This window comes from Achromobacter sp. D7-1 (assembly GCF_059760445.1).
The window spans coordinates 49,624-74,351 of sequence record NZ_JCBAMT010000016.1 but is presented as its reverse complement, the minus strand read 5'-3'; the positions used below and the strand labels follow the sequence as shown (position 1 = coordinate 74,351).

Genomic DNA, 24,728 nt, shown 5'->3' with positions numbered 1-24,728 from the left:
AAGGGGGAGAGGTCAGGAATCGTTTCCTGTCCCTCTCAATCGCGCCTGCATCAGCTCCAGCAGCCCTCGCACCCGCGCGGTGGCGGAATGCCGGTGGCTATAAGCCCCCAGCAATTGCAGCGGAGCCGGCCGCAGATCCAGCGGCACTTCCACCAGACGGCCTGCTGCAAGGTCTTCCTGGCAGCCAAAGGCCGCCAGTATCGCGAAGCCTATGCCTTGTCGCGCGCCAGCGCCCGCGAGTTCGCCGCTATTGACGCGATAGCGGCTGCGGACCGGCACCTTGATGATCGCGCCGGCGGCGTCGACAAATTGCCAGGGCTGGCCTTTTAGCGCGTTCAGCGTGGTGATGCAGGGCAGGGACTTGAGTTCCCGCGCGTGGCGTGGCGTGCCGGTCTTGGCCAGCAAGCCAGGCGCGGCGACGACGACGCTGGGCAGGGTGGCCAATTCGCGGGTGATGAAGGCGCTGTCGTCCTGGCGGCCCCGATGGAAAACGATGGCGAGATCCACGTCTTCCTCCCGCAGCGCCTCCAGGCCGTTCATGCGCGTGTCGCATTCCAGTTCCACGCCGGGGTGCAGGCTGCAGAATTCGGCCAGGATGGGAGCCAAGAGTCTTGGAGCTTCGCCGGGCATGCACATCTTCAGGGGGCCGCGCAGCTCGCGTTGCGCCGCACCCAGTTCTTCCTCGGTGGCGAGCAGGACGTCGAGCAAGGGCTTGGCGCGTTCGTACAGCAGCCTGCCGGCTTCGGTCATGCGCAGGTGGCGGGTGCTGCGTTCCAGCAGGCGCACGCCCAGCTTGCGTTCCAGGGAGGCGACGTGGCGGCTGACGTTGGACGAAGGCAAGGCCAGCAGCCGGGCTGCGCCGGCGAAGCTCTGTTCGTCGACGACCGCCGCATAGACGCGGACGGTGTTCAGGTCCAGGGCATCGCGCATGATTATCCCATTTGAGGTATTAAACCGCCCCATTTTTACACGCTAGTTCTCTTCAGTGGCGAAACCTAAGATGTTGTCATCGTTTGACGTGCCGCCGCCGGTGGTGCGTGCGGGCGGTCTTTACTGGAGCGCTGCAGCGTGGAAATCGGAATATTGGGGGGCGGCATTGCGGGCTTGAGCGTGGCGCTGGCTTTGCGCAAGCAGGGGCACAAGCCGCGGGTCTACGAGCGCCGGGCAGGGCCGGCGACCATGGGGGCTGGCGTGACGCTCTGGCCCAATGCCGGCTTTGTGTTGGAGGAACTGGGGTTGCTGCAGGACATCGCGGCGGTGGGCGGGCGGCCGGTTGCGATGCGCCGCCAGGATGCGGCAGGCAATCCCTTGGGCGGCCTTGATATCGCGTTGCTGGACCGGATAATGGGATATCCCAGCCACACGATACTGCGCCGGGACCTGCTGGCAGTGCTGTTGGACCACGTGTCGCGCGCCGGCATTCCGGTGGAATATGGGCATCGGGCGCTGGCGATCGATCTGGACGACGATGGCCGGGCCGTGGCGCGGTTCGAGAATGGTCTGAGTATCCGTCCGGACCTGCTCATCGGCGCCGATGGCCGCATGGATTCGGTGGCTCGCCGATTCGTTGCGGGCGATAGCAAGCCGGTGTATCAGGGCTTCGTGAACTGGATAGGCGTGGCGCAGGCGGACAGCGCGCTGGTCGATGAAATCGCCATCCAGGACTATTGGGGTGCGGGCGAGCGCTTCGGCGCCGTGACGGTGCGGCCGGGGCTGGTCTATTGGGCGGGGGCGCAGGCGCGGCCCTTGCCCGCGGCGGCTTCTGCCGCCGACCTGCGCCAGGAGGTCGAGACCTTGTTCGGCGGCTGGCCCGAGCCTGTCGCCCGCATCATCCGCGCAACGCCGGCGCACGCCATCCACCTGATCGCCGTGCATGATCTGGAGCCCCTGAAAACCTGGAGCCGGGCCAATGTGCTGTTGGTGGGCGATGCGGCGCATGCGCCCTTGCCGACATCGGGGCAGGGCGCGTGCCAGGCGCTGGAGGATGCCTGGCATCTGGCCCGATGCCTGGACGGCGCGGACCCGGGGCTGGATGCAGCCCTGCGGGACTTTGCCCAGATACGCGTTCCCAAGACCACGCAGTTGATCGAACAGGCGCGGGGGTTTGCGCGCGGCCTGTTCGCCACCGATCCCGCAACCTGCCGCATGCGGGACGAGCGCGCCAAGGCGTCCGATCCCGTGCGCGACGCGCAAGCCCTGGCGCGAGGATGGGCTCAAGACTTGCCGATGCCCGGCGGTTTGGATGTATCGGTGGAAGAGGAAATGGGCTTCGGCAGCCTGTATCGCGTCTGAAGGGGAGCGCGGGCACGCGGCTTGCTGAGTGTCATGTCCGGTTGGACTGGAACACCACCATGCCGAGCACCCGCATTTTCAAACGGCAGTCACCCGGTAGGCGATCGGACCGCGCCGAAGGTACTGCTCGAGCCTCAGCCGGCCATGCCGTAGCCGGCCGCGCCAAAGCCGGCAGTGCCAAAGTCGGCAGTGGCAAAGCCCGCCGAGCCGTAGCCCGCCGCGCCTCAGCCGGCCGCGCCTCAGCCGGCCGCACCAATCCAATATCCCGCTTTTTCGATCATTTCGCCGCCCATGTGACAAGGTGGGCGGGGTCGCCGATCGCGTTCGGGCTGGCGCTCATCACGGTGATCATCTGGGGCGCGTCCGGGCCGGCCTTTGCCTATTCTGAAGTCTGGCAGTTGGTGATCAATACGGGGACGACCATTGTGACCTTCCTGATGGTTTTCCTTATCCAGCAAAGCCAGAACAAGGACAGCGAGGCGCTGCATCTGAAATTGGATGAACTGCTGATCGCGCTCAAGGGCGCGGACGAACGACTGGTCGACGCCGAGCGCCTGGACGAAGACAAGCTGCTGGCCCTGGCCGCCGCCTGCACGGCGCGCGCCAGGAAGGAACGACGCCAGCGCATGCATAGCCGGAGAAAGCCATGAGCGAAACCAAACCGATGGTGCGCAAGGGGCAATACGCAGGCCCGCTTACGCGCGAGGAGTTCCGCTTGCGCTTCATGCGGCGCTTCTACGATCCCGCCTTCCGGGTTGAGCGCGAGGCGCTGGAACGCCTGGAAGCGATCGCCTGGAACGCCTATGAAGAGGGCCGCAAGTCGCCCGTCACCGTCAAGGCCGGACCGGGCTACGCCGATCCCGATTACGACTTGTCGGCCGAATGGAAGGAAACGCGCGACCGGCTGGAGCGCGCCGCCGTGGCGCAGCGGGATCCGGGCGCGGCATCGCGCGTCCTGGTCGTCGTCGGCGCCGCGCGCAATGATGGCACCTGTCCGGGCGAAGTCTCCAAGAGCTGGCGGCTGGCGGGCATCGTCCTGAGCGAATTGCAGACGGCTGGCATGCAGACCGACATGCTGGACCTCAGCCGCCTGACGTCCGAGTACCAATACCAGATCCATCCCTGCAAAGGCTGCGTGTCGACCGCGATGCCTTTATGCCATTGGCCGTGCAGCTGTTACCCGAACCACTCGCTGGGGCAGGACAACGACGCCATGGCCGGCATCTATGAGCAGTGGGTCGCGGCCCACGGCGTGATCCTGATTGCGCCCACCTACTGGTATCAATCGCCCAGCCCCTTGAAACTGATGATAGACAGGCTGGTCTGCGCGGATGGCGGCAATCCCGATCCCACGCTGACCGGCGGCAAGGATCCGCTGAAGGCCAAGCAGGTCGAATTGGCCGGCTGGCCGTACCCCAAGCATCTGGCCGGCCGCGCCTACGGCCTGGTGGTGCATGGGGACGTGGCCGGGATCGAATCGCAGCGGCGCGGGCTGGCGGACTGGCTGGACTGGATGGGGCTGATCGACGCCGGCGCGGCTTCGCGGCTGGACCGCTACATCAGCTACTACCGCCCGTACGCCACCAGCCACGACGATCTGGACCAGGATCTGGCGGTACAGCAGGAAGTGCGCAATGTGGCTCGGGCCATGGCCAATTTCCTGCCGCGCTTGCGCCGTGGCGAATTCGCGGCGCAGGACCAGGGCATACGCAATCCTCGGCCCAAGTAAACCGCAGTAGCATGAAAGCAGGATTCGACAGGAGGCCCCATGGAAAACGCCAAATGGGATTTCGAGCTTGAGCGTCCGATCGAGGACCAGGGCAGTTGGAGCATAGGATACGTGCTGGTGCCACCGCTCGCAGGTTCGCCGCAAGAGCGGATAGCCATCGAGGAACGTTTCGTTTCGGCCCAGGTGGCCATCGATGAGGCGACACGGCTGGCCCAGATCCACGTCGCGGATCTGAATGGCGACACGGCGGCGTTCGAAAAGCCGACGGATACGGAAGTGCCGTTCGGCAAGAATCCGCGCTTCTGAAGCCTCTTGCGCTGGCTTGGTGGCATGGCGCTTGCTGATTCCTGGCTGCGGCGGATTTCGCCGCACTTCCTGATAGGTGCTGCGATGCCCCAGATCCAATTCGAGTTGGCCTTGCATCCGATAACGATGGCGTCCGTGCCGCCACCCGGGACTGCGGCCCATCGTCCGCCGCCGGTGAACCCGGACGATGCCAGCGACAGCGCTCAGGGCGACGAAGTGCCAGACGAGGACATCGAGCCCGCCGACACGACGTCCGAGGACAACGCCGCCGAAGGCTCGGCTGACCGATAGCCTCGAGACCCGGACTGCGCGCCCGCGCAAAGCCGGCGCGCGGGAGCGACAGCAGTCGCGAGGGCGCATGCCCGGGCCAAGGCAACGAGGCATCGAGGCCTCGGCAGGCGCTGCCGCGTCTAAAATGGCGCTCCGATCATTTCAAGGCGCCCATGGCGCCGCCTGCCCAGGTTCCCCATGCAAGAAAACACGTCCGCCGCGCCGCCGGCATCCGGAACGCCGCAACGCCAGAGATTCGAGTCGCTCACGCAGACGCTGGAGGCGCAGCGCGCCCGCCTGCGCCGGTGGCAGACCGTACAGCCGGAATACCAGAAGAAGTACGAGGACGCGCTGGCGCCGCTGGAGACGGACGAGGTCGAACTGAAGGCCAGGCTGGTGGCCTGCTTTGACCATGCCTGCAAACAGAAGGAGCTGACCAAGGCGGAACGCGCCCTGGCGTCCGAGATCGCGGCGCAGCTGGCAGAGGAGACGCTCGACGCCATCGTGCTGGACGGCACGCCGGCGGAATGCGACGTGGAGAGGTTGAAGGCCCTGTATCTCAAGCATGGCGGTTCGGACTACGACGCTGAGCTGGAGGACGATGAGGACGGGGAAGCAGACGAAGCGGCGCTGCCGGGAGTCGCACCGTCTCCCGAGGCGCTCGCGGAAATCGAGGCGCTGGTGGCTGCCGGCCCCGATCGGCTGGCCGACCTCGATGAGGACCGTTACGCGCAGTACAACCAGGCTCTGGAAGCGCAGCTCGCCATCCTGGCCCGCGACATCGCGGCCGAGGAAGATGGCTTCAAAGCCAGGTACCACTTCGATCCCGCGCAATCCATCGACCCGGCGGACCTGATGGAAGACCTGGACGCGGAGATCGCCGACGCCCAGGAATACATAGGCGAACTCGAATTCGAACTATCGCAGTTCGCGGACATGCAGCAGGTCAAGGCCTGGCTCAAGGCCATGAAGCAGCAGCTGGCCGCCACGCGTCGCCGCGAAGGGCGCGGCTAAAGTAAGGATCAGGCCGCCGGACGCCGCGCGACGGGCACCACCTTCATCACCGGCGCGGCGCTCTTGCCCGCATCGGCGCGCGGCCGGATCATCATCGGGAAGAAGCGCCACAGGTATAGCCCGAACGCCAGCGCCCAGGCCGTCGCCGAGGCATGTAGCAAGCCGATGGTGGCGGCGGTCGGGAGCAGGGCGGCCAGGCGCAGCAATGCCGCCAATATCATCAGCGCATAGCTCAAGACCATGCTGCGGTCGGTCCGCAGCGGCCGCCCCAGGTGGCCGAGCGCGGTGCGCGTGACCATGCCCAGGATCAACACCGAGAAACCGGCCACGCCGATCACGTGCGCGGGCCAGGCCGGCCGCAGCACATAGCCGGCCAGTTGCGCCGCGCCCACCAAGAGGCCTATGCCCAGGCCGCCATAACCCGCGTACAGGATCCATAGCAGCGGCACCTTTCGCACCGCCCAGGGCTTCCACGATATCCATTGCGCCAGGGCGATCAGTCCGGTGGCGGCCAGCGCCAGCGCGGCCGCCTGCGGCTGGCCCGCCAGCAGGCAGGCGATGGCGACTATGCCGGTACCCAACTGCCAATGGCCGCTGCGGGTGTGGGGCGGAATGTCCAGCCCGGCCACCGCGCGCTTGGCGAAGAAGGGGATGACGCGGCGCGCGATCAGCAGCGTCAGCACCGCCATGCACAGCAGGCCGGCATTGAAGTAGCGCATCAGCGCGAAGTAGTCGCCCTGGACCGAGGCCCAGAGATAGAGCGCGTTGGTCGCGGCCAGGCCCAGCAGCAGAAAGGGAATGCCGTAATTGCGCTGGTTGCGCGTGACGGCAACGGCGCGGCCCAGCGCGCCCGCGGCCCACAGGAAGAACAGCAGGTCCGCCGCAGCGGCCACCACGAAGGCCGTGCGTCCGGGCACGAGATAGCCCGCGCGCGCCACGATCCAGACCGCGCACAGCGCCGCCAGGGGCGTGCCCCGCAAGGGGTTCTTGCCGGTCCAGTTGGCGCCCGCCGTCAGCAGGAATCCCACGGCGATGGTGGCGACGAAGCCCCACAGCATCTCGTGCGCATGCCAGAACATGCCATTCAACACGCCCGTCAGGCGGGCAGGGGCATGCACCCACAACAGCACGGACGCCAGCGCCCAGAAACAGCCGGCCAGGTACAGCGGCCGGAAGCCCATTTCCGTGAAGGCGCGCCATTGGGGGCGCGGACGGCTTGGGACCGCGGCGGGTTCTTCGATGCTAAGCAGCGTGCTCATGAGGTCTGCGCGGTGCCGTTTCGGCATGCGTTTAAAGGTGTATTTGAAATACATATTAATGCGTCCAGCGCGTCCCCGCCAGCGCGGCGGCTTGATCCAGCGCAAGCCGGGCCGGCAAGAAAGGGGTGACTAGTCACATCGGCAAGGGGCTTCTGGTCGGCTGGCGAATGGTCCGCAAGGCTCGCGATGCCTAGGCTAGCCACATGTCTTCGTGAGTAAAGCGAGAGTAACCATGGCAGCAAGTCATTCCTCGGCCGGCGCGCCGATGCGGGTCCTGATTTCAAGCACATTCGCCTTCACCATCTGTTTCGCGGTGTGGATGATCTTCGCGGTGCTGGGCATACCCATCAAGCAGCAGTTGGGCCTGTCCGAAACCGAGTTCGGCCTGCTGGCCGCCATGCCGGTGCTGACCGGTTCGCTGGTGCGGGTGCCGCTGGGCATCTGGACCGACCGCTACGGCGGCCGGCCGGTGTTCTTCATCCTGATGCTGCTGGCCGTGGTGCCGATCTGGCTGCTGTCCTATGCCACCGAGTATTGGCAGTTCCTGGTACTGGCGCTGTTCGTCGGCCTGACGGGCGGTTCGTTCTCGGTCGGTACGCCCTATGTGGCGCGCTGGTTCCCGCGCAACAAGCAGGGTCTGGCGATGGGCGTGTTCGGCGCGGGCAATTCGGGCTCGGCCATCACCAAGTTCGTGGCCCCGGCGTTGATCGCGGCGGCGGGTGGCGCCTGGGTCATCGTGCCCCAGGTCTATGCCGTGGCGCTGTTGGTCACCGCGATTCTGTTCTGGCTGTTCTCTGCTTCCGACCCGGCGCACCGCGTGAAGAGCGGCGCCAGCCTGTCGGCGCAGATGGCCATGCTGAAGGATCCCCGCGTCTGGCGCTATTGCCAGTACTACTCGGTGGTGTTCGGCGGCTACGTGGCGCTGGCGCTGTGGATGACCAAGTACTACATCGGCGAATACGGCTTCGACATGAAGCTGGCGGCGCTGTTGGCGGCTTGCTTCTCACTGCCTGGCGGCGTGCTGCGGGCCCTCGGCGGCTGGATCTCCGACCGCTACGGCGCCTACAAGACCACCTGGTGGGTGATGTGGGTGTGCTGGGTGGCGTTCTTCCTGCTGAGCTATCCGCAAACGGAATTCACCGTCGCGACCGCCAACGGCCCGCGCAGCTTCGGCATCGCGCTGGGACCGGTCGCCTTCACCGTGCTGCTGTTCGTGGTCGGCATCGCCATGGCCATCGGCAAGGCCTCGGTCTTCAAGTTCATCTCGGACGAGTTCGGCGAAAACATCGGCGCGGTTTCCGGCATCGTCGGCCTGGCCGGCGGCCTGGGCGGCTTCGTGCTGCCGATCATGTTCGGCATCCTGCTGGACCTGACGGGCGTGCGCTCCAGCGCCTTCATGCTGCTGTACGGCACCGTCTGCGTCTCCCTCATCTTCATGCACTTCAGTTTCCGGCCGGAAAGCGCGGCCGTCGCCCGGCAACACGCTGCCGCTCCTTCCACCACCTCCTGAGAGTATCCCTATGTCTTCCACTCAAGTCCTTGCGCGCTGGGAGCCGGATAATCCCGGCTTCTGGAAGCAGACCGGCGCCCGCGTCGCCAACCGCAATCTCTGGATCTCGATTCCTGCGCTGATGCTGGCGTTCAGCATCTGGATGCTCTGGAGCGTGGTGGTGGTCAACCTGGACCGCGCCGGTTTCATGCTGTCCAAGAACCAGATGTTCTGGCTGACGGCGCTGCCGGCGCTGTCGGGCGCGACCCTGCGCATCTTCTACTCCTTCCTGGTGCCGGTCTTCGGCGGGCGCAAGTGGACGGCCATTTCCACCGCCTCGCTGCTGATTCCGGCGCTGGGCATGGGATTCGCCCTGCGCGACCCGACCACCACCTTTCCAACCCTGCTGATCCTGGCGCTGCTGTGCGGCCTGGGCGGCGGCAACTTCAGCTCCAGCATGGCCAACATCAGCTTCTTCTTTCCCAAGGAAAAGAAGGGCCTGGCCACCGGGCTGAACGCCGGCATCGGCAACCTGGGCGTATCCCTGGTGCAGTTCGTGGTGCCGGTGGTCATTTCCATCGGCGTGTTCGGCGTGGCGGGCGGCGAGCCCCAGGTCATCACCGCCAATGGCGCGCAACAGAACCTGTGGCTGCAGAACGCCGGTTTCATCTGGGTGATCCCCATCGCGCTGGCTTCCATCGCGGCCTGGTTCGGCATGAACGACATCGCCGACGCCCGCGCCTCGTTCGCGGACCAGGCCGTCATCTTCAAGCGCAAGCACAACTGGCTGATGTGCTGGCTGTACGTGGGCACCTTCGGCTCGTTCATCGGCTTTTCGGCAGGCTTCGCCATGCTGACCAAGACGCTGTTCCCGCAGGTCGACCCCATGGCCTATGCCTTCCTTGGCCCGTTGCTGGGCTCGCTGACGCGGCCGTTCGGCGGCTGGGTGTCGGACAAGCTGGGCGGCGCGCGGGTCACGCTATTCACCTTTGCGGCCATGATCGCGGCGGTGCTGGGCGTGGTGACGTTCCTGCCGGTGGCCGGACAGACCGGGAATTTCACCGGCTTCCTGACCATGTTCATCATCTTGTTCGCGCTGACCGGCGTGGGCAATGGCTCGACCTTCCGCATGATTCCCGTGATCTTCCTGCGCGAACGCACGCAGGCGGCCGAGGGCAAGGGCGCCGCGGCGCAGAAGCAGGCCCAGGCGGACGCCGCCAAGGAATCGGCCGCGGTGCTGGGCTTCTCGGGCGCGATCGGCGCGTACGGCGGCTTTTTCATCCCGCGCAGCTTCGGCACCTCGCTGGAGATGACGGGCAGCGTGCAGGCCGCTCTCTATTGCTTCATCGGTTTCTACGCCACCTGCATGGTCATCACCTGGTGGTACTACGCCCGCCGCAATGCGCCGGTGCCTTGCTAGCGCAAAACGGACGCGGTCGGAGTGACTAGTCATTCTGCCGCGCCCCGCCTGTGCCACCGGCGAATGGTCCGGCGGGCGGGCCGCGCCCACAATGGATTCAACAGCATTGATCGCAGTACGCGCCGGCCGGACCGGCGCTCTTGGAGAATAGAGAATGAGCCATTTCCTGGACCGCTTGAAGTTCATGTCGCGGGTGAAGTCCACCTTCGCGGACGGTCACGGCGTAACGGTCAACGAGGACCGCAAGTGGGAAAACGCCTACCGCGCCCGCTGGCAGCACGACAAGGTGGTGCGTTCGACGCACGGCGTCAACTGCACCGGCTCCTGCTCGTGGAAGGTCTACGTCAAGAACGGCCTGATCACCTGGGAAACCCAGCAGACCGACTACCCGCGCACGCGGCCCGACCTGCCCAACCATGAACCCCGCGGCTGTCCGCGAGGCGCTTCGTACAGCTGGTACGTGTATTCGGCGCAGCGCGTGAAGTACCCGATGATCCGCGGCCGCCTCATGGAAATGTGGCGCGAGGCCCGCAAGACCATGGACCCGATCGCGGCCTGGGAATGGATCAGCCAGGATCCCAAGCGCGCCAAGCGCTACAAGGCCGTGCGCGGCCTGGGCGGCTTCGTGCGCGCCGACTGGGACACGGCGATGGAGATCATCGCCGCCGCCAACGCACTGACGATCAAGAAGTTCGGTCCCGACCGTGTGATCGGATTTTCGCCGATCCCGGCCATGTCCATGGTCAGCTATGCCGCCGGCGCGCGCTACCTCAGCCTGCTGGGCGGCGCCTGCCTGAGCTTCTACGACTGGTACTGCGACTTGCCGCCCGCCAGCCCGCAGATCTGGGGCGAACAGACCGACGTGCCCGAATCGGCCGACTGGTACAACTCGACCTACCTGATGGTGTGGGGCTCCAACGTGCCCCAGACCCGCACGCCGGACGCGCACTTCTACACCGAGGTCCGCTACAAGGGCACCAAGACGGTGGCCGTGTCCAGCGACTTCGGCGAAATGGTCAAGTTCGGCGACATCTGGCTGGCGCCCAAGCAGGGCACCGATGCCGCGCTGGCCATGGCCATGGGCCATGTGATCCTGAAGGAATTCCACCTGTCGGGCGCTTCGGACTACTTCCGCGACTACGTGCGGCGCTACACCGACATGCCCATGCTGGTGCTGCTGCAGGAGCGCGACGGCTTTTATGCGCCCGACCACTTCCTGCGCGCCTCGCATCTGGACGGCGCCCTGGGCGAGCAGAACAACCCCGATTGGAAGACGCTGGTGCTGGACGCCAAGAGCGGCGACCTGGTTGCGCCCAACGGCAGCATCGGCTTTCGCTGGGGCGAGGGCGCGGTCAACGGCGGCGAAAAGGTCGGCCGTTGGAACCTGGAGTCCAAGGACGGCGGCAGCGGCCGCGAGATCGAGCCCACGCTCAGCCTGCTGGACCAGTCCGACGCCGTGATCGGCGTGGGCTTCCCATACTTCGGCAGCGAGCATGGCGAACTGCAGGTGCGCAACGTGCCGGCGCGCCGCATCCGCCTGGCCGACGGCAGCGAGGCCCTGGTGGCCACGGTGTACGACCTGCAGATGGCCAACTATGGCCTGGATCGCGGCCTGGGCGGCGGCAACGTCGCTAGCTCCTATGACGACGACGTGCCGTATACGCCCGCCTGGCAGGAAAAGCACACCGGCGTGCCGCGCGCGCAGGTGATCCAGGTGGCGCGCGAGTTCGCGCAGAACGCCCATGACACCGAAGGCAAGTCCATGGTGATCGTCGGCGCCGGCCTGAACCACTGGTACCACATGGACATGATCTACCGCGGCATCATCAACATGCTGATGATGTGCGGCTGCGTCGGCAAGAGCGGCGGCGGCTGGGCCCACTATGTGGGCCAGGAAAAGCTGCGGCCGCAATTCGGCTGGGCGCCGCTGGCCTTCGCTTCGGACTGGGTCCGTCCGCCGCGCCAGATGAACGGCACCTCCTTCTTCTACGCCCACACCAGCCAGTGGCGCCACGAGAAGCTGAACGTCCAGGAAATCCTGGGACCGACGGCGGACCGCGGCCGCTACGGCGACCTCAGCATGATCGACCTGAACGCCCGCGCCGAGCGCATGGGCTGGCTGCCGTCGGCGCCGCAATTGCGCACCAACCCGCTGGACGTGGTGGCGCAAGCGGAAAGCCAGGGCAAGGACCCGGTCGCCTATGTGGCGGAGCAGCTCAAGTCGGGCGAATTGCGCATGTCCTGCGAGGACCCGGACGATCCCGCCAACTTCCCGCGCAATATGTTTGTCTGGCGCTCCAACATCCTGGGCTCCAGCGGCAAGGGGCACGAGTACTTCCTGAAGTACCTCCTGGGCACGCAGAACGCGGTCTTCGGCGACGAAGCCGACGCGATCAAGCCTACCGAGGTGACCTATCAGGAAGACGCCGCCGAAGGCAAGCTGGACCTGCTGACCGTGCTGGACTTCCGCATGAGCACCACCTGCCTGTACGGCGACATCGTGCTGCCCACGGCCACCTGGTACGAAAAGGACGACCTCAATACCTCGGACATGCACCCGTTCATCCATCCGCTGAGCGAAGCCGTGCAGCCCTTGTGGGAAAGCAAGACCGACTGGGAGATCTACAAGCTGCTGGCCAAGAAGTTCAGCGAAATCGGCGGCCCCTACCTGGGCAAGCGCCGCGACGTAGTGCTGACGCCGCTGATGCACGACACCCCGGGAGAACTGGGCCAGGCTTTCGAGCCCAAGGACTGGAAGCTGGGCGAATGCGATCTGGTGCCGGGGAAGACCGCGCCCAACATGACCGTGGTCGAACGCGACTACAACGACATCTATCGCAAGTTCACCTCGGTGGGACCGCTGCTGGACAAGCTGGGCAATGGCGGCAAGGGCATCAACTGGAACACCGAGCACGAAGTGCACGAGCTGGCCGGCATCAACGAGGCCGTGAGCGAGCCGGGCGTGAGCCAGGGCCGGCCCAAGCTGGACACCGCCATCGACGCGGCCGAGATGATCCTGACCTTCGCGCCCGAGACCAATGGCCACGTGTCGGTCAAGGCATGGGAAGCCCTGAGCAAGATCACCGGGCGTGAGCACGCGCACCTGGCCATCGGCCGCGAGCACGACAAGATCCGCTTCCGCGACATCCAGGCGCAGCCGCGCAAGATCATTTCCGCGCCCACCTGGTCGGGCCTGGAAAGCGAAGAGGTCAGCTACAACGCCGGCTATACCAATGTGCACGAGCTGATTCCATGGCGCACGCTGACCGGCCGCCAGCAGTTCTACCAGGACCATCGCTGGATGCTGGACTTCGGCGAAGGCTCCTGCGTGTACAAGCCCGCCATCGACACCAAGACGGTTGCGCCCATGCTGGGCCGCTACCCGAACGGCGAGAAGGAACTGGTCCTGAACTGGCTGACGCCGCACCAGAAGTGGGGCATCCACAGCACGTACTCGGACAACCTGCGCATGCTGACGCTGAGCCGCGGGGGGCCCCACGTGTGGATCTCGGAGGCCGAGGCCAAGCAGGCCGGACTGGTCGACAACGACTGGGTCGAAGTCTTCAACGTCAACGGCACCCTGACTGCGCGGGTGGTGGTCAGCCAGCGCGTGCCGGTCGGCATGTGCCTGATGTACCACGCGCAGGAAAAGATCGTGAACGTGCCTGGCGCGGAAACCAGCGGCAAGCGCGGCGGCATCCATAACTCGGTCACGCGCACGGTGCTCAAGCCCACGCACATGATCGGCGGCTATGCCCAGCAGGCCTACGGCTTCAATTACTACGGCACGGTGGGCGCCAACCGCGACGAGTTCGTGGTGCTGCGCAAGATGAAGAAGGTGGACTGGCTGGAAGGTCCGCTGGTCGAAACGCAACAAGAAGAGAAGCAATCATGAGGATACGCGCCCAAATCGGCATGGTGCTGAACCTGGACAAGTGCATAGGCTGCCACACTTGCTCGGTCACCTGCAAGAACGTCTGGACCAGCCGCGACGGTGTCGAATACGCCTGGTTCAACAACGTGGAAACCAAGCCCGGCATCGGCTATCCCAAGGAATGGGAGAACCAGGAAAAGTGGAAGGGCGGCTGGAAGCGTACCGCCGCCGGCAAGCTGGAACCGCGCCAGGGCGGCAAGCTGCGCATCCTGGCCAACCTGTTCGCCAACCCGAACCTGCCGCAGATCGACGACTACTACGAGCCGTTCACCTTCGACTACGAACACCTGCAGAAGGCGCCGCTGTCGCAGACGCCGCCGACCGCGCGTCCGGTGTCGGTGCTGACCGGCAAGAAGATGGACAAGATCCATTGGGGCCCGAACTGGGAAGACGACCTGGGCGGTGAATTCAGCGCGCGCAGCCGCGACGCCTTGTTCGAGGGTGTGCAGAAGGAGATGTACTCGACCTTCGAGAACACCTTCATGATGTACCTGCCGCGCCTGTGCGAACACTGCCTGAACCCGGCCTGTGTCGCCAGCTGCCCGTCCGGCTCCATCTACAAGCGTGAAGACGACGGCATCGTGCTGGTCGACCAGGACAAGTGCCGCGGCTGGCGCATGTGCATCTCCGGCTGCCCGTACAAGAAGATCTACTACAACTGGAACAGCGGCAAGGCCGAGAAATGCACCTTCTGCTATCCGCGCATCGAGGCCGGCCAGCCGACCGTGTGTTCGGAAACCTGCGTGGGTCGCATCCGCTACCTGGGCGTGATGCTGTACGACGCCGACCAGATCGAACACGCCGCGTCCACCGCCAACGAGCAGGACCTGTACCAGTCGCAGCTCGACCTGTTCCTGGATCCGCATTCGCCCGAGGTGATCGCCGCCGCGCGCGAGCAGGGCATCCCCGAATCCTGGCTGGAAGCCGCCCGCAAGTCGCCGGTCTACAAGATGGCGATGGAGTGGCGCGTCGCGTTCCCGCTGCATCCGGAATACCGCACCTTGCCCATGGTCTGGTACATCCCGCCGCTGTCGCCCATCCAGACGGCCGCCGAGTCCGGCCAGATGCCGCAGCGCACGGTGGGCAAGAGCGCCATGATCCCGGACGTCTCCAGCCTGCGCATCCCGGTGCGCTACCTGGCCAACCTCTTGACGGCGGGCAAGGAAGCGCCGGTGGTGCAGGCGCTGGAACGCATGCTGGCCATGCGCGCCTACAAGCGCTCGGAAACCGTGCACGGCGAACGCGACACCGCTTTGCTGGAGCAGGTCGGCTTGTCCGAGGCGACCGTGCAGGACATGTACAAGATCATGGCCATCGCCGACTACGAGGACCGCTTCGTGGTGCCCAGCAGCCACAAGGAAGTGGTCGAGGACAGCCTCAACGAGAAGGGCAGCTGCGGCTTCACCTTCGGCAACGGCTGCTCGGGCGGGGTGTCGGAAGGCACTTTGTTCGGACGCAAGCCCCAGGGCAGCGAGATCTTCATCGAGATGCCGAAATCCCGCAAGAAGGCCGCCACGGCCTAGGAAAGGAGAATAACCATGAGTCTGTACCGCCTGCTTTCCGCCTTGCTGTGCTACCCCGAGCCCGAGCTGCTGGACGCGCTGGGCGAGGTCGAAGCCGCCTTGTCCGACTATCCCGACGCTGAGGAAACCCTGCAGCCGCTGGTGGCCTACCTGGCCACCAACGATCTCATCGCGCTGCAGGAAAACTACGTCGCCACCTTTGACCGCAACCGCTCGCATTCGCTGCACCTGTTCGAACATGTGCATGGCGAAAGCCGCGACCGCGGCCAGGCCATGGTGGACTTGCTGGACACCTACCGCGAACACGGTTTCGAGCCGGTGGTGTCGGAGCTGCCGGACCATGTGCCGCTGTTCCTGGAATTCCTGGGCGTGATCGACCCCGCCCAGGCGCAGGACCTGCTCGACGAGGCCATCCACGTGCTGGCCGCCATCGGCGCGCGCCTGGCCAAGGGCGAAAGCCCCTACGCCTGCATCTTCGCGGTGCTGCGCGCGCAGTCCCGCGTGATTCCGCGCGAACAGACCGAGGCGCCCGTGCGCGACATGGACGAGGCGATGGAGACCTTCGGCACCGGACCGGACGGCGTGGAACCGCTGCTGCGGCCTTTCTCGGGCGATGGCGCGCAGACCGTGCGCTTCTATCCCCGTGCGCCCGCGGCTCATTAATCTTCAGGACGACGCATCATGAACTCCCTGAATCAGTTTCTTTTCGGCATTTATCCCTACATCGCGCTCACCATCTTCCTGTTGGGCAGCCTGGTGCGCTTCGAGCGCGAGCAATACACCTGGAAGACGGACAGCTCGCAGCTGCTGCACCGCGGGCAACTGCGCCTGGGCAACATCCTGTTCCACATCGGCATCCTGGGCCTGTTCTTCGGCCATCTGGCCGGCCTCTTGACGCCGGTGGTGGTGTGGGACACGTTGGGCGTATCGCACACGCTCAAGCAGACCGTGGCCATGGTGGCCGGCGGCGTCATGGGCGGCCTGTGCCTGATCGGCCTCTTGATCCTGATCCATCGCCGCCTGAGCGATCCTCGCATCCGCGCCACCACGCGGCCGGGCGACAAGCTGTTGCTGTTGTGGATCCTGGTCACCTTGCTGCTGGGCCTGTCCACCATCGTGCTGTCGGCCGGCCACATGGACGGCGAGATGATGGTGCGCCTGATGACCTGGGCGCAGCACATCGTCACCTTCCAGGGCGACGCGGCCAGCCATATCGCCGACGTGCCGCTGCTGTTCAAGGCGCACCTGTTCATGGGCCTGACGCTGTTCGTGATCTTCCCGTTCACCCGCCTGGTGCACGTCTGGAGCGGCTTCGCCTCGGTGGGTTACCTGGGCCGCGCCTGGCAGCTGGTCCGCCCGCGCTGATTCCACGCACCAGGACTAGGAGCCGAACATGCCTGTCATCGTCAATGGCGTCGAACTGAACGACGCGGATCTGGAACGCGAACTGCCGCTGCATGCCGAGGCCGGCAATCCCATGCGCGAAGCGATCACCGCCCTGGTGCTGCGCCGCGTGCTGCTGGACGAGGCCGGCCGGCTGGGCCTGGACGCCGCGGACGAGGAGGGCGCCATCGGCGCCTTGCTGGCCCGCGAGGCGCCCGCGCCCGAGGCCGACGAGGCCGCCTGCCGCCGCTACTACCAGATGCACCCGCAACGCTTCATGGCGGGCGAGCTGATCGAGGCCGACCACATCCTGTTCCAGGTCACGCCCGGCGTGAACCTGGACATGCTGCGGGCGCACGCCAATGTGGTGCTGGCCGAATTGCTCGAGGATCCCTCGCGCTTCGCCGAGGTGGCGCGCGAGCAATCGAACTGCCCCTCGGCCGCCCTGGGCGGCAGCCTGGGCCAGCTGGGCCGCGGCGACACGGTGCCGGAATTCGAGCGCGCGGTGTTCGCGCTGCCCGCTGGCGGCCTGCTGCCGCAATTGCTGGAAACTCGCCATGGCCTGCACATCGTGCGGGTGACGCGGCGCATAGAAGGCCGCATGCAACCCTACGAGCACGTGGCCGCACAGATCGCCACGGCGCTGTCGTCCATGAGCCGCGATACCGCCTGGCGCCAGTACGCCAAGCTGCTGGTCGAACGCGCCGACATCCAGGGCATAGACTTGCAGGGCGGGGAGCCGGAGCGCGTCTACAGCGGGAGCGCCGCATGATGGACGAGCCGGCTGCGAGACCCCTGGTGGACGGCCATGGCCGCCGCATCGATTATCTGCGCGTGTCCGTCACGGACCGTTGCGACCTGCGTTGCAGCTACTGCCTGCCCAAGGACTTCAAGGGCTTCGAAACCCCCGCCAACTGGCTGCGCCATGAGGAAATGGCGCGGCTGGTGGGGCTGTTCGTCGGTTTGGGCGTCAGCAAGGTCCGGCTGACCGGCGGCGAACCCCTGCTGCGCCGCGGCGTGGCCGGTCTGGCGAGCGTCATCGCCGCGATGCCCGGATTGCGGGACCTGTCCGTGTCCACCAACGGCACTCAGCTGGCGCGCCACGCGCAGGACCTGCGCGCCGCCGGCGTGGACCGTCTGAACATCAGCCTGGACACGCTGGACGCCGCCGCCTTCAGCCAGATCACCGGGCGGGATTGCCTGGAATCGGTGCTGGCGGGCTTGGCCGCGGCCAAGGACGCGGGTTTTGCGCCCATCAAGCTCAACAGCGTGGTGCACGCGGCCACGCCCGAGGCCGAGGTGCGCAGGCTGCTGGACTATGCGGTGGAACAGGGCTTCGTGCTGCGCCTGATCGAACCCATGCCCATGGGCAGCTGCGGCCAGGGCTACGCCCATACCGATCTGAACACCATGGGCGCGCGGCTGGCGGCCGGCGCCGGCCTGCTGCCGGCCTTGGGCGGGACGGGAGCGGGGCCGGCACGCTACTGGACCACGGGCCAAGGAACGCCCGTGCTGGGCGTGATCACGCCCATGTCGCGCCACTTCTGCGCCGCCTGCAACCGCGTAAGGCTGGGCGTGGACGGAACCCTGTACCTGTGCCTGGGCCAGGAAGACCAGGTGCCGCTGGGCCGCCTGCTGCGCGCGGGCGCCAGCGATGCCGATCTGATCCAGGCGATCCAGGCCGGCATCGCCGCCAAGCCGGAGCGCCACGATTTCGTGGCTCGTCCGGAACGCATCGTGCGCTTCATGGCGCAGACGGGAGGCTGAGATGCGCGACATCGAACGTCTGGTCGACGGCTTCCAACGCTTCCAGCAGCAGTACTACGAAGACGCGCCGTCGCTCTACCGCAATCTTTGCGAAGGCCAGCACCCCAGCACTTTGCTGGTGGGCTGCTGCGATTCGCGGGTGGATCCGGCCATGTTGCTGGGCTGCGACCCCGGCGACATCTTCACCGTGCGCAACGTCGCCAACCTGGTGCCGCCGGCCAGCACCGACCGTGGCTTGCAGGGCGTGCTGGCCGCGATACAGTTCGCGGTCGAGCAGTTGCAGGTCAGCCGCGTCATCGTGCTGGGCCACGCCCATTGCGGCGGTATTCGCGCCCTGATGGACCGGCGCACCCGGGGCGACGGCGAGACCGACTACCTGGAACGCTGGATGGATATCGCCGAACCGGCGCGCAAGCAGGTGTTGCAGCAGATGCCGGAGGCGACGGCCGCCGAGCGCAGGCGGGCTTGCGAGCAGGCGTCCATCCTGATTTCGCTGCGCAACCTGGAGGAACTGCCCTTCGTGCGGCGCGCGGTGGAGGCGGGCAGCCTGACCCTGCATGGCTGGTATTTCGACCTGGTGGCGGGCGCTTTGCTGGCATACTCGGCGCGGGCGGATGCCTTCCTGCCCATCGTATGCCCTTTGTTCACGGAGCTTGCATGACCCCAGTTTTCGGCATCGCCGGCCGTTCCGGCAGCGGCAAGACCACCCTGATCGAGGCCATGCTGCCCTTGTTGGCCGCGCGCGGCCTGCGGGTCAGCGTCATCAAGCACAGTCACCACGATTTCCAGATGGAGCCCCCCGGCAAGGACAGCGCCCGCTTCCGCCAGGCGGGGGCGCTGGAGGTGATGGTGGCGTCGCCGTTCCGCTACGCCATCGTCCACGAGCTGCGCGACGCGCCCGAACCCACCCTGGACCAGCAGCTGGCGCGCCTGTCGCCAGCCGACCTGGTGCTGGTCGAAGGCTTCAAACAGGCCGCGATCCCGCGCATCGAGGTGTACCGGCCCGCCCTGGGCAAGCCGCCCCTGCATGCGGAGGACAGCAGTTTCCTGGCGGTAGCCACCGATGCGCAGCTGGCCACCGGCCTGCCTTGCCTGCCGGTCAACGAGCCGGCGCAAGTCGCGGATTTCATTTGCCGCAGCCTTGGGCTGGCTTGACGGCCCGCGGCCGGCGCTGGAGGCGCAGCGGCTACACTGGAACCCGCCGCATTCCTCAAGCAAGACCGCGTTGAAAGCCATGAAGCCTACCGATACCGCCGCCGCCGGACCCGACGGCCTGCCTTCGCCCCGGCATCGCCTGTCCACGCGCATCGTCATCAGTTCCCTGGTGGCGCTGGTGGTGGTGCTGTCCATGGTCAGCTGGACGCTGTGGCTGTCCTGGCAGCTGGAAGGCGCGGGCGCGGCCATCAACGACACGGGCAGCCTGCGCATGCGGGCCAATCGCGTGGCGGTGGAACTGATGCGCCCGCAGGCGGGACGCGAGTTCCGCACCAATGAGCAGGTCCAGCTGATGGACGATACCATCGCCCGGCTGGCGCGCGGCAATCCGGCGCGCCCGCTATTCATTCCCAACGACGAGGCGATCCGCAAGCAATGGCATGACGTGGCCGCCTACTGGTACGACATCATGAAGCCGGCCGCCAAGCGCGCCCTGGCGCAGCCGGACGCCGCGACCTATCTGGAAACCTTGCCGGAGTTCGTGGCCCGGGCGGATACGCTGGTGCGCATGATCGAACAGGACAACGCCGGCAAGACCACCTCGCTGCGCCTGTCGCAGGGCGTGCTGGCCGCGATTGCCAGCGCCGGCACGCTGGCGATGATCTACCTGCTGTATCTCTGGATCATTTCGCCGGTGCTGCGGCTGCGCGACGGCCTGCAACGCATGGCTGCCAGGGAATTCAGCACCCGGCTGCCGGTGGAAAGCCAGGACGAGTTCGGCGTGCTGGCGCGCGGCTACAACCGCATGGCCGATGAGTTGCAGGATCTGTACACCGGCCTGGAACGGCGCGTCGAAGAGAAGACCGCTCAGCTGGCCGCGCAGAACCGCGATATCGGCGCGCTCTATGACATGGCCGCCTTCCTGAACCAGCCCAACGAGATCGAAGCGCTGTGCGACGGCTTTCTGCGGCGTGTGATGCTGCAATTCGACGCCGAAGGCGGCAGCATCCGGGCGCTGGATCCCAACAACGAGCAACTCAATCTGATGGTGTCGGTCGGGCTGTCGGACGAGCTGGTCGAATCCGAGCATTGCATGCGGGTGAACGACTGCTATTGCGGCGTCGCCACGCGGCAGGCCGGGGTCATCGTCATCCAGGACTTCCGCGAGTCGCCGCCGGCGATGGAGTTGAACTGCCAGCGCGACGGCTTTGCCAGCGTGGCCGTGTTCCGCATCGTCACGCGCGACGAGGTGCTGGGGTCGTACTCCCTGCATTTCCGCCAGCAACGCCGCCTGTCGCCAGCCGAATCGCAGTTGCTGGAAACGCTGGGCCAGCATCTGGGCGTGGCCCTGGACAACCGCCGCCTGAGCGCCCAGGCGCGGCAGTTGGCGGTAGTGCGCGAGCGCGGGCTGGTGGCGCAGGGGCTGCACGACAGCCTGGCCCAGGGGCTGAACTTCCTGAACCTGCAGTTGCAGATGCTGGACGCAGCCGTCAAGCGCGGCGACCAGGCGGAAGTCGACGAGATCCTGCCGTTGCTGCGCACTGGCGTGGACGAAAGCTACCAGGACGTGCGCGAGCTGCTGACCAACTTCCGCACCAAGCTGTCGCAGGGCGACCTGCAAGCCGCCATCGAAGACACCGTGGCGCGTTTCCGGCGCCAGACCGGGATCGAGACCGAATTGCGCTTCGGACGGGGCGAGGGCGCGCCGTTGCCGCCTGACGAGCAGTTGCAGGTGCTGTTCATCTTGCAAGAGGCGCTGTCCAATGTGCGCAAGCATTCCGAAGCCAGCCATGTGCGCATCGATGTCGCCAATGACCGCGACTTCAGCCTTGTCATCGCCGACGACGGCCAGGGCTACGATCCCGCCGAGGTCGCGGAGCGCGGCGAATCGCATGTGGGCCTGCACATCATGCGCGAGCGCGCTGCACGCATGCGCGCCGTGATAAAACTTGAATCGCAGCCCGGCGCCGGCACGCGCGTCGCGCTGACCCTGCCCGGCAGCGAACGCCAGGCCGCCTGAACCTTCCGACCATGCCCATCCGTATCCTCCTCGTCGACGACCACACCCTGTTCCGCTCGGGCGTGCGCCTGCTGTTGCAACGCCAGCCCGATTTCGAGGTCGTGGCCGAGGCCGGCGACGGCGTCGAAGGCCTGAAGCGCGCCAAGGAACTCAAGCCCGACGTGGTCCTGCTGGACCTCAACCTGCCGGGCCTGTCCGGACTGGAAACCCTGCAGCTGCTGACCCAGGAGCTTCCTGCCTGCGCTGTCATCATCCTGACGGTGTCGGAAGAGGCCGACGAACTGGGCCAGGCGCTGCGCGACGGCGCGCGCGGCTACCTGGTCAAGAACATCGACGCCGACGCGTTGACGGCAGCGATCCGCCGCGCCGCGGGCGGCGAGCCGGTCATCGCCGAGAGCATGACCGCCAAGCTGGTCGAGCAGTTCCGCGGCCAGGCCAGCCTGGCGGCGCAGGCGCCGCAGGCGGCAGGCAGCGCCGAGCGCCATCGCCTGACCGCGCGCGAGACCCAGATCGTGCAATGGCTGGCGCGTGGCGCCAGCAACAAGGTCATCGCGCGCGAACTGGACGTGAGCGAAAGCACGGTCAAGATCCACGTGCAGAACGTGCTGAAGAAACTGAACCTGACCAGCCGCGTGCAGGTCGCGGTGTACGCCGTGGAGCACGGGCTGTACACCGAAGAATAGGTCCGCGCGCGGCGCTCAGCATGCTCCGTTTGATCTGCGACAAGGCCAGGGGCGTGGCGGCCCCATAGACTGGCCGGCATGGAAACTCGAACCTCTCCCATGGAGCTCGTGGCCCCCGCCGGCAGCCTGGCCGCGCTGAAGGCCGCCATCGACGCCGGCGCCGACACCGTCTACCTCGGGCTCAAGAACGCCACCAACGCCCGCAACTTCGCCGGGCTCAACTTCACCGAAAGCGACATCCGCGCAGGCGTGGAGCTGGCCCACAGCCGCGGGCGCCAAGTGCTGTTCGCGATCAATACGTTTGTGCAGGCGGGCAGGGCGCCGGAGTGGCGCGCCGCCGTGGATGCGGCCCACGGGCTGGGCGCCGATGCCGTCATCATGGCCGACGCTGGGCTATTGGCCTACGCCAGCGACCGCTATCCCGACCTGCGTCTGCACCTGTCGGTGCAGGGGTCCGCCACCCACGCCGACGCCATCGAGCTGATGAAGGAACAGTTCGGCATCCGCCGCGTGGTGCTGCCGCGCGTGTTGACCCTGGCCGAGATCGCGCGCATCTGCGCCAACGTCAGCGTCGAGGTCGAGGTGTTCGGCTTCGGCAGCCTGTGCGTCATGGCTGAGGGCCGTTGCCTGTTGTCGTCCTACGCCACCGGCGATTCCCCCAACAACAAGGGCGTCTGTTCGCCCGCGCATGCGGTGCGCTGGTCGGAAGAGAACGGCCGCATGGACGCGCGCCTGAACGGCATTCTGATCGACCGCTACGAGCCGGGCGAGCCGGCGGCCTATCCCACCCTGTGCAAGGGCCGTTTCGACGTGGACGGCCAGGCCGACCACGCGCTGGAGGAGCCCACCAGCTTGAACGCCATCGGCCTCTTGCCGCGCCTGGCGGAGATGGGCGTGTCGGCCATCAAGATCGAAGGACGGCAGCGCAGCCCGGCCTATGTCACCCAGGTGGTGTCGACGCTGCGCGCGGCCTTGGATGGCGCGCACGCGGACGCCTCCCGTTTTTCGCCCCGTCCCGAATGGAACGCCATGCTGGCGCGCCATTCCGAGGGTTCCCAAGTCACGCAAGGCGCATTCGAACGTCCATGGAAATGAAACCTAGCGCATACCAGATATCGGTTGCACCGCTGCAGTACTACTGGCCGCGCCAGCAGACGCTGGATTTCTACGCGGCCTTGGCCGACAGCCCCGCCGACATCATCTACGTGGGCGAAACCGTCTGCAGCCGCAGGCACGAACTGCGCGCCGAGGATTGGCTGGAGCTGGTGCGCGACCTGCGCGACGCGGGCAAGACGGTGGTGCTGTCGGGCCGCACCCTGATCGAGACCGGCGCGGAAGCCAGCGCGCTGAAGAAGCTTTGCGGACAGGACGACTTCATGGTCGAGGCTGGCGAACTGGGCGCGGTGCGGCACCTGAACGGCCGCTTCTTCGTGGCTGGTCCCCATATCAATGCCTATCACGGCGGCACCCTGGAATGGCTGGCCGGGCGCGGAGCGGCACGCTTCGTCGCGCCGCTGGAAATGGACAGCAAGACGCTGGCCCGCCTGATGGCCGAAAAGCCCGCCGGCCTGGAAGCGGAAGTCATGGTGTGGGGCCGCATGGCGCTTGCATTCTCGGCGCGCTGCTTCACGGCGCGACATTTCCGCCTGAAGAAGGACGATTGCGGCTTTCGCTGCATCGAGCATCCGGACGGGCTGGACATGCGTACGCGGGAATCGCGCGATTTCCTGGCGATCAACGGCATCCAGGTGCAGTCGGGCGCCTGTCTGGATCTGCTGTCGCAGGCGCCAGAGCTTGCTGCCATGGGGGTGCAGGTGCTGCGGGTGAGCCCGCAATCGGCCGGCACGCTGGAAGCGATCGCCGCGCTCGATGCGACGCGGCGCGGCCTGGCGCCGACAGAGGTGCAACCGCCGGCGGGCATGGCTCGTTGCAACGGTTACTTCCACGGCAAGCCCGGCATCGATCTGCTGGAGGCTGCCGCATGAGCGCCGCGATCCAAGTGCCCGGCGTGTTCGCCAGGCTGGGCCGGCGCTTGCCCGCGCCGTTCGTCTCGCTGCATTTCATCGCGGGGCTGGAACTGGCGCGGCGGCTGAAGTGGCTGACGCCGCCAGCAGAACTGGAAGGCCGCAGCTTCGCCATCACCGTCGAGGACCTGGGCCTGCGCAGCAGCTTCGCCGTGCGCCAGGGCGCCTTTCGCCCGATATGGAACGGCGCCGCCGCTGAGCTGGAACTGGGCGCCAGGCTGGCCGATCTGCTGGCCTTGATGCGTTCCGAGACGGACGCCGATACCTTGTTCTTCCAACGCCGGCTGCGGATCTCGGGCGATACCGAGCTGGGCCTGATCGTCAAGAACTGGCTGGATGCCGCGCCGCGGCCGGCGTGGCTGCAAGGCGCGATGCGCTAGCGGCGAGCATTGTCCGCCAGCGCCTGCGGGCATTGCGGGAATCCACCACGGATCGTGCTATACCGGGCGTCTTTGCTGCG

The 24,728-nt window shown here is 66.6% G+C and carries 23 protein-coding genes; 21 read left to right on the top strand and 2 right to left on the bottom strand.

The window, feature by feature from the left end:
• Positions 1–12: 12 nt before the first annotated feature.
• Positions 13–930: a LysR family transcriptional regulator gene (locus AC6LKD_RS09850; protein ID WP_492274976.1), complete on the bottom strand. Its 918-nt coding sequence runs from the start codon at positions 928–930 to the stop codon at positions 13–15.
• A 138-nt stretch (positions 931–1,068) separates the two neighbouring features.
• Between AC6LKD_RS09850 and AC6LKD_RS09845 the strand changes: the two genes are divergently transcribed.
• The 6 genes from AC6LKD_RS09845 (at position 1,069) to AC6LKD_RS09820 (ending at position 5,611) form a co-directional block, all read left to right on the top strand.
• Complete coding sequence (locus AC6LKD_RS09845; protein WP_498116050.1) at positions 1,069–2,292, top strand: FAD-dependent monooxygenase; 1,224 nt, start codon at positions 1,069–1,071, stop codon at positions 2,290–2,292.
• 59 nt (positions 2,293–2,351) lie between these two features.
• A complete protein-coding gene (locus tag AC6LKD_RS09840) occupies positions 2,352–2,942 on the top strand; it encodes a low affinity iron permease family protein (protein WP_498116049.1) in 591 nt (196 codons plus the stop codon).
• Entirely contained in the window at positions 2,939–4,021 is a 1,083-nt protein-coding gene (locus AC6LKD_RS09835; RefSeq protein WP_498116048.1) for a flavodoxin family protein, read from the top strand. Before AC6LKD_RS09840 ends, AC6LKD_RS09835 begins: the two co-directional genes overlap by 4 nt.
• 39 nt (positions 4,022–4,060) lie before the next feature.
• Complete coding sequence (locus AC6LKD_RS09830; RefSeq protein WP_498116047.1) at positions 4,061–4,327, top strand: hypothetical protein; 267 nt, start codon at positions 4,061–4,063, stop codon at positions 4,325–4,327.
• An 84-nt stretch (positions 4,328–4,411) separates the two neighbouring features.
• Positions 4,412–4,618 carry a hypothetical protein gene (locus AC6LKD_RS09825; RefSeq protein WP_013393588.1) on the top strand — a complete coding sequence of 69 codons (207 nt, stop codon included), beginning with the start codon at positions 4,412–4,414 and terminating at the stop codon, positions 4,616–4,618.
• A 177-nt stretch (positions 4,619–4,795) separates the two neighbouring features.
• A complete protein-coding gene (locus tag AC6LKD_RS09820) occupies positions 4,796–5,611 on the top strand; it encodes a hypothetical protein (RefSeq protein ID WP_498116046.1) in 816 nt (271 codons plus the stop codon).
• Between the two features lie 8 nt (positions 5,612–5,619).
• Here AC6LKD_RS09820 and AC6LKD_RS09815 read toward each other — a convergent pair whose 3' ends face one another.
• A complete protein-coding gene (locus AC6LKD_RS09815; protein ID WP_041653492.1) occupies positions 5,620–6,870 on the bottom strand; it encodes an NnrS family protein in 1,251 nt (416 codons plus the stop codon).
• A 232-nt stretch (positions 6,871–7,102) separates the two neighbouring features.
• On the opposite strand from AC6LKD_RS09815, the gene AC6LKD_RS09810 reads away from it, so the two are divergent.
• The 15 genes from AC6LKD_RS09810 (at position 7,103) to ubiT (ending at position 24,648) form a co-directional block, all read left to right on the top strand.
• The gene (locus tag AC6LKD_RS09810; protein WP_013393591.1) at positions 7,103–8,380 is read left to right on the top strand and encodes an MFS transporter; all 1,278 of its coding nucleotides are present in this window, start codon (positions 7,103–7,105) and stop codon (positions 8,378–8,380) included.
• Positions 8,381–8,390: 10 nt separating this feature from the next.
• Positions 8,391–9,779, top strand: coding sequence for a NarK family nitrate/nitrite MFS transporter (locus AC6LKD_RS09805; protein WP_498116045.1), 1,389 nt, complete (start codon positions 8,391–8,393; stop codon positions 9,777–9,779).
• Between the two features lie 154 nt (positions 9,780–9,933).
• Positions 9,934–13,674 (top strand): nitrate reductase subunit alpha, encoded by a 3,741-nt coding sequence (locus AC6LKD_RS09800; RefSeq protein WP_498116044.1) that lies wholly within the window; start codon positions 9,934–9,936, stop codon positions 13,672–13,674.
• On the top strand, positions 13,671–15,236 hold the full coding sequence (gene narH, locus AC6LKD_RS09795) for a nitrate reductase subunit beta (protein ID WP_498116043.1): 1,566 nt from the start codon (positions 13,671–13,673) through the stop codon (positions 15,234–15,236). Before AC6LKD_RS09800 ends, narH begins: the two co-directional genes overlap by 4 nt.
• Before the next feature lie 15 nt (positions 15,237–15,251).
• A complete protein-coding gene (narJ, locus tag AC6LKD_RS09790; protein WP_013393595.1) occupies positions 15,252–15,899 on the top strand; it encodes a nitrate reductase molybdenum cofactor assembly chaperone in 648 nt (215 codons plus the stop codon).
• 18 nt (positions 15,900–15,917) lie between these two features.
• Positions 15,918–16,601, top strand: a complete 684-nt coding sequence (narI, locus tag AC6LKD_RS09785) for a respiratory nitrate reductase subunit gamma (RefSeq protein ID WP_207467670.1) — start codon at positions 15,918–15,920, stop codon at positions 16,599–16,601.
• Between the two features lie 28 nt (positions 16,602–16,629).
• The gene (locus AC6LKD_RS09780) at positions 16,630–17,391 is read left to right on the top strand and encodes a peptidylprolyl isomerase (protein WP_492274983.1); all 762 of its coding nucleotides are present in this window, start codon (positions 16,630–16,632) and stop codon (positions 17,389–17,391) included.
• Positions 17,388–18,386, top strand: coding sequence for a GTP 3',8-cyclase MoaA (gene moaA / locus AC6LKD_RS09775; protein WP_498116042.1), 999 nt, complete (start codon positions 17,388–17,390; stop codon positions 18,384–18,386). Before AC6LKD_RS09780 ends, moaA begins: the two co-directional genes overlap by 4 nt.
• A gap of 1 nt (position 18,387) precedes the next feature.
• Positions 18,388–19,047 (top strand): carbonic anhydrase, encoded by a 660-nt coding sequence (locus tag AC6LKD_RS09770; protein ID WP_013393599.1) that lies wholly within the window; start codon positions 18,388–18,390, stop codon positions 19,045–19,047.
• Complete coding sequence (gene mobB / locus AC6LKD_RS09765) at positions 19,044–19,541, top strand: molybdopterin-guanine dinucleotide biosynthesis protein B (RefSeq protein ID WP_498116041.1); 498 nt, start codon at positions 19,044–19,046, stop codon at positions 19,539–19,541. The genes AC6LKD_RS09770 and mobB overlap by 4 nt, the downstream gene beginning before the upstream one ends.
• Positions 19,542–19,620: 79 nt before the next feature.
• Positions 19,621–21,561, top strand: coding sequence for a type IV pili methyl-accepting chemotaxis transducer N-terminal domain-containing protein (locus tag AC6LKD_RS09760; RefSeq protein ID WP_498116040.1), 1,941 nt, complete (start codon positions 19,621–19,623; stop codon positions 21,559–21,561).
• A gap of 11 nt (positions 21,562–21,572) precedes the next feature.
• Positions 21,573–22,244: a response regulator gene (locus tag AC6LKD_RS09755; RefSeq protein WP_013393602.1), complete on the top strand. Its 672-nt coding sequence runs from the start codon at positions 21,573–21,575 to the stop codon at positions 22,242–22,244.
• Positions 22,245–22,322: 78 nt separating this feature from the next.
• The gene (gene ubiU / locus AC6LKD_RS09750) at positions 22,323–23,339 is read left to right on the top strand and encodes a ubiquinone anaerobic biosynthesis protein UbiU (RefSeq protein ID WP_041653498.1); all 1,017 of its coding nucleotides are present in this window, start codon (positions 22,323–22,325) and stop codon (positions 23,337–23,339) included.
• Complete coding sequence (locus AC6LKD_RS09745; protein ID WP_498116068.1) at positions 23,336–24,229, top strand: U32 family peptidase; 894 nt, start codon at positions 23,336–23,338, stop codon at positions 24,227–24,229. Before ubiU ends, AC6LKD_RS09745 begins: the two co-directional genes overlap by 4 nt.
• Positions 24,226–24,648 carry a ubiquinone anaerobic biosynthesis accessory factor UbiT gene (gene ubiT / locus AC6LKD_RS09740; RefSeq protein ID WP_498116039.1) on the top strand — a complete coding sequence of 141 codons (423 nt, stop codon included), beginning with the start codon at positions 24,226–24,228 and terminating at the stop codon, positions 24,646–24,648. Before AC6LKD_RS09745 ends, ubiT begins: the two co-directional genes overlap by 4 nt.
• Positions 24,649–24,728 lie beyond the last annotated feature (80 nt).

Coding starts and splice junctions, on each gene's coding strand:
- AC6LKD_RS09850 (WP_492274976.1), bottom strand. CDS start 930: ATGCGCGATGCCCTGGACCTGAACACCGTCCGCGTCTATGCGGCGGTC.
- AC6LKD_RS09840 (WP_498116049.1), top strand. CDS start 2,352: ATGCCGAGCACCCGCATTTTCAAACGGCAGTCACCCGGTAGGCGATCG.
- AC6LKD_RS09835 (WP_498116048.1), top strand. CDS start 2,939: ATGAGCGAAACCAAACCGATGGTGCGCAAGGGGCAATACGCAGGCCCG.
- AC6LKD_RS09830 (WP_498116047.1), top strand. CDS start 4,061: ATGGAAAACGCCAAATGGGATTTCGAGCTTGAGCGTCCGATCGAGGAC.
- AC6LKD_RS09825 (WP_013393588.1), top strand. CDS start 4,412: ATGCCCCAGATCCAATTCGAGTTGGCCTTGCATCCGATAACGATGGCG.
- AC6LKD_RS09820 (WP_498116046.1), top strand. CDS start 4,796: ATGCAAGAAAACACGTCCGCCGCGCCGCCGGCATCCGGAACGCCGCAA.
- AC6LKD_RS09815 (WP_041653492.1), bottom strand. CDS start 6,870: ATGAGCACGCTGCTTAGCATCGAAGAACCCGCCGCGGTCCCAAGCCGT.
- AC6LKD_RS09810 (WP_013393591.1), top strand. CDS start 7,103: ATGGCAGCAAGTCATTCCTCGGCCGGCGCGCCGATGCGGGTCCTGATT.
- AC6LKD_RS09805 (WP_498116045.1), top strand. CDS start 8,391: ATGTCTTCCACTCAAGTCCTTGCGCGCTGGGAGCCGGATAATCCCGGC.
- AC6LKD_RS09800 (WP_498116044.1), top strand. CDS start 9,934: ATGAGCCATTTCCTGGACCGCTTGAAGTTCATGTCGCGGGTGAAGTCC.
- narH (WP_498116043.1), top strand. CDS start 13,671: ATGAGGATACGCGCCCAAATCGGCATGGTGCTGAACCTGGACAAGTGC.
- narJ (WP_013393595.1), top strand. CDS start 15,252: ATGAGTCTGTACCGCCTGCTTTCCGCCTTGCTGTGCTACCCCGAGCCC.
- narI (WP_207467670.1), top strand. CDS start 15,918: ATGAACTCCCTGAATCAGTTTCTTTTCGGCATTTATCCCTACATCGCG.
- AC6LKD_RS09780 (WP_492274983.1), top strand. CDS start 16,630: ATGCCTGTCATCGTCAATGGCGTCGAACTGAACGACGCGGATCTGGAA.
- moaA (WP_498116042.1), top strand. CDS start 17,388: ATGATGGACGAGCCGGCTGCGAGACCCCTGGTGGACGGCCATGGCCGC.
- AC6LKD_RS09770 (WP_013393599.1), top strand. CDS start 18,388: ATGCGCGACATCGAACGTCTGGTCGACGGCTTCCAACGCTTCCAGCAG.
- mobB (WP_498116041.1), top strand. CDS start 19,044: ATGACCCCAGTTTTCGGCATCGCCGGCCGTTCCGGCAGCGGCAAGACC.
- AC6LKD_RS09760 (WP_498116040.1), top strand. CDS start 19,621: ATGAAGCCTACCGATACCGCCGCCGCCGGACCCGACGGCCTGCCTTCG.
- AC6LKD_RS09755 (WP_013393602.1), top strand. CDS start 21,573: ATGCCCATCCGTATCCTCCTCGTCGACGACCACACCCTGTTCCGCTCG.
- ubiU (WP_041653498.1), top strand. CDS start 22,323: ATGGAAACTCGAACCTCTCCCATGGAGCTCGTGGCCCCCGCCGGCAGC.
- AC6LKD_RS09745 (WP_498116068.1), top strand. CDS start 23,336: ATGAAACCTAGCGCATACCAGATATCGGTTGCACCGCTGCAGTACTAC.
- ubiT (WP_498116039.1), top strand. CDS start 24,226: ATGAGCGCCGCGATCCAAGTGCCCGGCGTGTTCGCCAGGCTGGGCCGG.